Origin of the sequence: Micromonospora sp. AMSO1212t, assembly GCF_008868145.1 — a bacterium.
GTDB classification, from domain to species: Bacteria; Actinomycetota; Actinomycetes; order Mycobacteriales; family Micromonosporaceae; genus Micromonospora; species Micromonospora tulbaghiae.
This window is the reverse complement of sequence record NZ_WBKS01000203.1, coordinates 1-6,523: the sequence shown is the minus strand read 5'-3', so window position 1 is coordinate 6,523 and position 6,523 is coordinate 1. Positions and strand designations below refer to the sequence as shown.

4 protein-coding genes are annotated in these 6,523 nt (G+C 76.0%); 3 read left to right on the top strand and 1 reads right to left on the bottom strand.

The genetic code is table 11. The annotated features are described in order from the left end of the window. Nucleotides 1-294: hypothetical protein (locus F8279_RS28710; protein ID WP_151501610.1), on the bottom strand; the 294-nt coding region annotated here is incomplete at its 3' end. A 252-nt stretch (nucleotides 295-546) separates the two neighbouring features. Here F8279_RS28710 and F8279_RS28705 point away from each other — a divergent pair. Genes F8279_RS28705 through F8279_RS28695 form a run of 3 tightly spaced genes read left to right on the top strand, consistent with a single transcriptional unit; the run spans nucleotide 547 to nucleotide 6,510 of the window. Next, the gene (locus F8279_RS28705) at nucleotides 547-5,169 is read left to right on the top strand and encodes an ATP-dependent helicase (RefSeq protein WP_151501609.1); all 4,623 of its coding nucleotides are present in this window, start codon (nucleotides 547-549) and stop codon (nucleotides 5,167-5,169) included. A 52-nt stretch (nucleotides 5,170-5,221) separates the two neighbouring features. Continuing rightward, complete coding sequence (locus tag F8279_RS28700) at nucleotides 5,222-5,725, top strand: GNAT family N-acetyltransferase (protein WP_151501608.1); 504 nt, start codon at nucleotides 5,222-5,224, stop codon at nucleotides 5,723-5,725. Then, the gene (locus tag F8279_RS28695; protein ID WP_151501607.1) at nucleotides 5,722-6,510 is read left to right on the top strand and encodes an S-adenosyl-l-methionine hydroxide adenosyltransferase family protein; all 789 of its coding nucleotides are present in this window, start codon (nucleotides 5,722-5,724) and stop codon (nucleotides 6,508-6,510) included. The genes F8279_RS28700 and F8279_RS28695 overlap by 4 nt, the downstream gene beginning before the upstream one ends. Nucleotides 6,511-6,523 lie beyond the last annotated feature (13 nt).

Genomic DNA, 6,523 nt, shown 5'->3' with positions numbered 1-6,523 from the left:
ACGGGCGGCGCGGTCGACTGCGTGCTGGGCGGCGACCAGGGAGCGCAGCGGCAGCCGGGCGTCCCGGCTCTCCCGGCGCTGGACGAAGTAGTGCACCGCGGCCCGGACCCGGGCGCGGTCGGCGGCGCTGGACCGGGCGGTCGCGAGGATCATCTCGCGCAGCCGCGCGGCAAGTTCCTCGGCCAGCTCAAGATCGGGACCGTGCAGCGCGGCGCGGAGCGCGGCCAGTCGACTGTCGACCTTGCGGATGAGCACGTCGGTTCCGGAGCCCAGACCTCGGTCCTCGACGGTCATCCACGCCTCCACCCCACGCTGCATCGCGAGTGAAGTTACTTTATGTTGCAGCTCCCAAGCAAGCAGTTAAGTAAGACTTAACGGAATAATCGCCCATTCCATTCTTGGCCTGCCGCGGGCAGGACGGAACGGTCCGGCGGCAGGCCGGATGTCACACCGGCGCGGCAGGATGGGAGCGTGGCGGATGAGGTGACCCCCTCAGGCGGGTCAGGCAGGTCAGACGGGTCAGGCAGGTCAGGCGGGTCAGACCGTGTGCTGGCGGAGTTCGGCGCGGCGACCCGGGAGTGGTTCACCGCGGCGTTCGCCGCGCCCACCCCGGCCCAGGAGGGCGCCTGGCGCTCGGTGGCCGCCGCCCGCAACGCCCTCGTCGTCGCGCCGACCGGCTCCGGCAAGACGCTCGCGGCGTTCCTCTGGTCGCTCGACCGGCTCGCCAAGGAGCCGCCGCCGGCCGATCCCCGGCGCCGCTGCCGGGTGCTCTATGTCAGCCCGCTCAAGGCGCTCGCGGTCGACGTGGAACGCAACCTGCGCGCCCCGCTCACCGGCATCCGCCAGGCCGCCGCCCGGCTCGGCCTGGTGCCGCCGGACGTCACCGTCGGCATGCGCACGGGCGACACCCCGGCCGACGAGCGCCGTGCCTTCGCCCGCACTCCGCCGGACATCCTCATCACCACGCCCGAGTCGCTGTTCCTGCTGCTCACCTCCGCCGCCCGCGACTCGCTGCGCGGCGTCGACACGGTCATCGTGGACGAGGTGCACGCGGTGGCCGGCACCAAGCGCGGCGCCCACCTGGCGCTGTCGCTGGAACGGCTCGACGCGCTGCTGGAGCGCCCCGCCCAACGGATCGGGTTGTCCGCGACCGTCCGGCCGATCGACGTGTGCGCCCGATTCCTCGGCGGCGCCCGCCCGGTCGACGTGGTGCAGCCGCCGGCGAACAAGACCATCGAGGTCAGCGTCCAGGTCCCGGTGGAGGACATGACCCGCCTCGACGAGCAGGAGCCGCCGGAGGACGACCTGGGCGGCCTCGCTCCCCGGCGCCCGTCGATCTGGCCGGCGGTCGAGGAGCGCGTGTTCGCGCTGATCCGCGCGCACCGGTCCACGATCGTGTTCACCAACTCCCGGCGCAGCGCCGAACGGCTCTGCGCCCGCCTCAACGAGCTGGCCGCCGAGGAGATCGAGGCGGCGTCCGCCCCGGAGGGCAGCCGCGTGGCCCGGGGCGGGGAGCCGGTGCGCGTATCTGATCTGCTGCCCGGCGCCGACGGCCCGCCGGCCGGCGACGCGGCCGGGCCGGTGCGCGCGCCGCGGCAGCCGGCGGAGGTGATGGCGCAGTCCGGCGCGGCGGCCGGGGCGCCGGCGGTGATCGCGCGGGCGCACCACGGCAGCGTCTCCCGGGAGGAGCGCAAGCAGATCGAGGAGGCGCTCAAGTCCGGCCGGCTGCCCGCCGTGGTCGCCACGTCCAGCCTGGAGCTGGGCATCGACATGGGCGCTGTCGACCTGGTGGTGCAGATCGAGGCGCCGCCGAGCGTGGCGGCCGGGCTGCAACGGGTCGGACGGGCCGGGCACCAGGTCGGCGCGGTCTCGCGCGGCGTCGTCTTCCCCAAGCACCGGGGCGACCTGCTCTCCTGCACCGTGGTGGCCGAGCGGATGGGCGCCGGGGCGATCGAGGAGCTGCACTACCCGCGCAACCCGCTCGACGTGCTGGCCCAGCAGATCGTCGCGATGGTGGCGCTGGAGCCGTGGCGGCTCGGCGACCTGGCCGTGCTGGTCCGGCGGGCGGCGCCGTTCGCGGAGCTGCCCGACTCGGCGCTGCACGCGGTGCTCGACATGCTCTCCGGGCGCTACCCGTCCACCGCGTTCGCCGAGTTGCGTCCCCGGCTGGTCTGGGACCGCGCCACCGACGTGCTGACCGGCCGGCCCGGCGCGCAGCGGCTCGCCGTGACCAGCGGCGGCACCATTCCCGACCGGGGCCTGTTCGGCGTCTTCCTGGCCGGTGCCGAGCGGGCGGCGCGGGTCGGTGAGCTGGACGAGGAGATGGTCTACGAGTCCCGGGTGGGTGACGTGTTCCTGCTCGGCTCGTCGTCCTGGCGGATCGAGGAGATCACCCCCGACCGGGTGCTCGTCTCCCCCGCGCCCGGCCAGGCGGCCCGGATGCCGTTCTGGAAGGGCGACCAGCTCGGCCGCCCGGTCGAGCTGGGGCGGGCGATCGGCGCCCGGGTCCGGGCGCTGCTGCGGCAGTCCGACGCCGACGCGGTCGCGGCACTGCGCGCGGGCGGGCTGGACGACTGGGCCGCCGGGAACCTGATGAACTACCTGCGCGAGCAGAAGGCGGCCACCCGGTCGCTGCCGGACGACCGGACGGTGGTGGTCGAACGGTTCCGCGACGAGCTGGGCGACTGGCGGCTCGCCGTGCACTCCGTGCTCGGCGCCCGGGTCAACGGGCCGTGGGCGCTGGCGATCGGCCGCCGGCTGGCCGAGCGGTACGGCGTGGACGCCCAGGTCATGCCCTCCGACGACGGCATCGTGGTGCGCCTGCCGGACACCGCCGACACGCCACCCGGCGCCGACGTGGTCGTCTTCGAGCCGGACGAGATCGCCCAGCTCGTCGAGGAGTCGGTGGGCACGTCGGCGCTGTTCGCGTCCCGGTTCCGCGAGTGTGCGGCCCGGTCGCTGCTGCTGCCCCGGCGTGACCCCCGGCGGCGGCAGCCGCTGTGGCAGCAACGCCAGCGCGCCGCGCAGCTGCTCGACGTGGCCCGCGAGTACGCCGACTTCCCGGTCACGTTGGAGGCCGCCCGCGAGTGCCTCCAGGACGTCTTCGACCAGCCCGCCCTCGGCGGGCTGATGCGCGACCTGGCCGCCCGCAAGGTACGCCTGGTGGAGGTGGAGTCCGAGCGTCCGTCGCCGTTCGCGAGGTCGCTGCTGTTCGGGTACGTCGGCGCGTTCCTCTACGAGGGCGACGCCCCCCTGGCCGAGCGGCGGGCCGCCGCGCTGGCGCTCAACTCCGGGTTGCTCGGCGAGTTGCTCGGCCGGGTCGACCTGCGGGAGCTGCTCGACCCGGAGGTGCTCGCCGAGACGGCACGGCAACTGCGCTGGCTCACCGAGCAGCGGCGGCCCCGCGACCCGGAGGACGTGGTCGAGCTGCTGCGCGTGGTCGGTGACCTGAGCAGCGCCGAGCTGGCCGAGCGGGGCGTACCGGAATCCTGGGCCGAGGAGCTGGCGGCGGCCCGGCGGGTGCTGCGGGTCCGCATCGCCGGCGAGGACCGCTGGGTGGTCGTCGAGGACGCCGCCCGGCTGCGCGACGCGCTCGGGGTGGCGCTGCCCGTCGGAGTCGCCGAGGCGTACCTCGCGCCGGTGGCCGATCCGCTCACCGACCTGGTCGCCCGGTACGCCCGCACGCACGGCCCGTTCGCGGCGGCCACCTGCGCGGCCCGGTTCGGGCTCGGCGTGTTCGTGGTGGAGCAGGCCCTGCGGCGGCTCGCCGCGAACGGCCGGGTGGTCTCCGGCGAGTTCGCGCCGGACACGGTGGGCACCCAGTGGTGCGACGCGGAGGTGCTGCGCCTGCTGCGCCGCCGCTCCCTGGCGGCCCTGCGCCGGGAGATCGAGCCGGTGCCGCCGCGCGCGCTCGCCGCGTTCCTGCCCCGCTGGCAGCAGGTCGGCTCGTCGGCCCGGGGCGTCGAGGCGGTCGCCGCCGCCGTCGAGCAGTTGCAGGGCGTGAGCGTGCCGGCGTCCGCGCTGGAACGCCTGGTGCTGCCCGCCCGGGTCGCCGACTACTCCCCCGCCCAGCTCGACGAGCTGTGCGCCGGCGGCGAGGTGGTGTGGGCCGGCGCGGGCGCGATCTCCGGCGGCGACGGGTGGGTGACGCTCGCGTACGCCGACGTCGCGCCGCTGCTGCTCCCACCGCCGGACGAGGCGCTGACGCTGACGCCGCTGCACGAGTCGGTGCTCGACGCGCTCGCCGACGGGCAGGCGCTGTTCTTCCGCTCGCTGTCCGACCGGGTCGGCGCCACCGACGACGCCGCCCTGTCCGGCGCGGTGTGGGATCTGGTCTGGGCCGGTCACCTCACCAACGACACGCTCGCCCCGCTGCGAGCCGCGCTCGGCGCGGGCGGGGCGCACCGGTCCCGGCCGTCGGCGCCGCGCACCCGCTACCGCCGTCCCGGCCGGGTGGCGCTGCCCAGCCGGGGCGGTCCGCCCACCATGGCCGGTCGCTGGTCCCGGCTGCCCGAACGCGACAGCGACCCGACCCGCCGGGCCGCCGCCCTGGCCGACCTGCTGCTGGAACGGCACGGCGTGGTGACCCGGGGCGCGGTCGTCGCCGAGCAGGTCACCGGCGGCTTCGCCGGGGTCTACCCGGTGCTGTCCGCGATGGAGGAACGCGGGGCGGCCCGGCGCGGCTACTTCGTCGAAGGGCTCGGCGCGGCGCAGTTCGCGGTGCCCGGCGCGGTGGACCGCATCCGGGCGCTCGCCGACGACACCCAGGGCCGGGGCGGGCCGACTGTCGTGCTCGCGGCCACCGATCCGGCGAACCCGTACGGCGCGGCGCTGCCCTGGCCGGAACGCGTGGTCGACTCCGGCGACGGCGCGGCACCGGCCACCGGCCACCGGGCCGGGCGCAAGGCGGGCGCGCTGGTCGTGCTCGTCGGCGGCGACCTGGTGCTCTACGTCGAGCGGGGCGGCCGGACGATCCTGTCGTTCACCGACGACACCGACACGCTCGGGGCGGCCGGCAAGGCGCTCGCCGACGCGGTGCACTCCGGTGCGCTCGGCGCGATCTCGGTGGAACGCGCCGACGGCGAGGCCGTGAACGCGTCCCCGTTGCGCGACGCGCTGACCGCCGCCGGTTTCCGCGCCACCCCGCGCGGCCTGCGCCTGCGCGGCTGACCACCCGGAGTACCGGTTAGGGTGTGCCGGACGCGAGCGGGGAGGAGAGCAGGTGGCCTCGATCCGGGTACGCCAGGCGCGCGACGAGGACCGCGCCGCGCTGACGGCGTTGCACGAGCGGGAGTGGGGCGGGCCGATTGTGGTGGTCCACGACACCCGCTACGACCTGCGTGACCTGCCCGCGCTGGTGGCGGTCGACGACGGCGGCGCGTTCGCCGGTGCGCTGGTGTACCGGGTCGACGGCGACGGGCTGGAAGTGGTGAGCCTGGCCGCGTCGGCACCGGGCAACGGGGCGGGCAGTGCCCTGCTGGCCGCCGCCGAGGAGGTGGCCGTCGCTGCCGGGGCCGACCGGATCTGGCTGGTCACCACCAACGACAACCTGGGCGCGCTGCGCTTCTACCAGCGTCGAGGGCTGCGGATCGTCGCGGTGGACGTGGGCGCGGTGGACCGGGCCCGGGCGGTCAAGCCGACGATTCCGCACGCCGGCACGGACGGGATCCCGCTGCACGACGAACTGCGCCTGGCGCGGCACCTGACCCCGGCGGACCCGCGGTGAACGGCGACCTCCGATGTGTCTCGCTGACCACCGACTACGGGCTCTCCGACGGGTTCGTGGCGGCGTGCCACGGTGTGCTGGCCCGGCTCGCCCCGGCCGTCCGGGTGATCGACGTGACGCACCTGGTCCCACCGGCCGACGTACGCCGGGGCGCGGCGGTGCTCGCGCAGACAGTGCCGTACCTGCCGTGGGGTGTGCACGTGGCGGTGGTCGACCCGGGTGTCGGCACCTCGCGGCGCGGGATCGCGCTCGCCGCGCCCGGCGGGCTGCTCGTGGGGCCGGACAACGGGCTGCTGCTCCCGGCCGCGGAGGCGCTCGGCGGGGTGACCGCCGCGGCGGAGCTGACCAACACGGACTGGCTCGGCCCGGTCGTGTCCCGCACGTTCCACGGGCGGGACGTGTTCGCGCCGGTGGCCGCCCGGCTGGCACTGGGCGCACCGCTGGCCGAGGCCGGACCGGCCGTGGACCCGGGCGCGCTGGTCCGGCTGCCGGAACCGGTGGTACGCGCCGAGCCCGGCGGCCTCAGCGCCGAGGTGCTGACCGTCGACCACTTCGGCAACGTTCAGCTCGCCGCACCGGGCGCGCTGCTCGACGGCCTGCCGTCCCGGGTGCTGGTGAACGGCCACGAGGCGGTGCACGGCCGCACGTTCGGCGACGCCGACCCCGGCGCCCTGGTGGTCTACGTCGACTCCGCCGGCCTGGTGGCCGTAGCGGTCAACACCGGCCGAGCCGCCGACACCCTCCAAACGACCCCAGGCGACGTCGTAACAATCGCCCACCCGTGACCCCGCCCTTCCC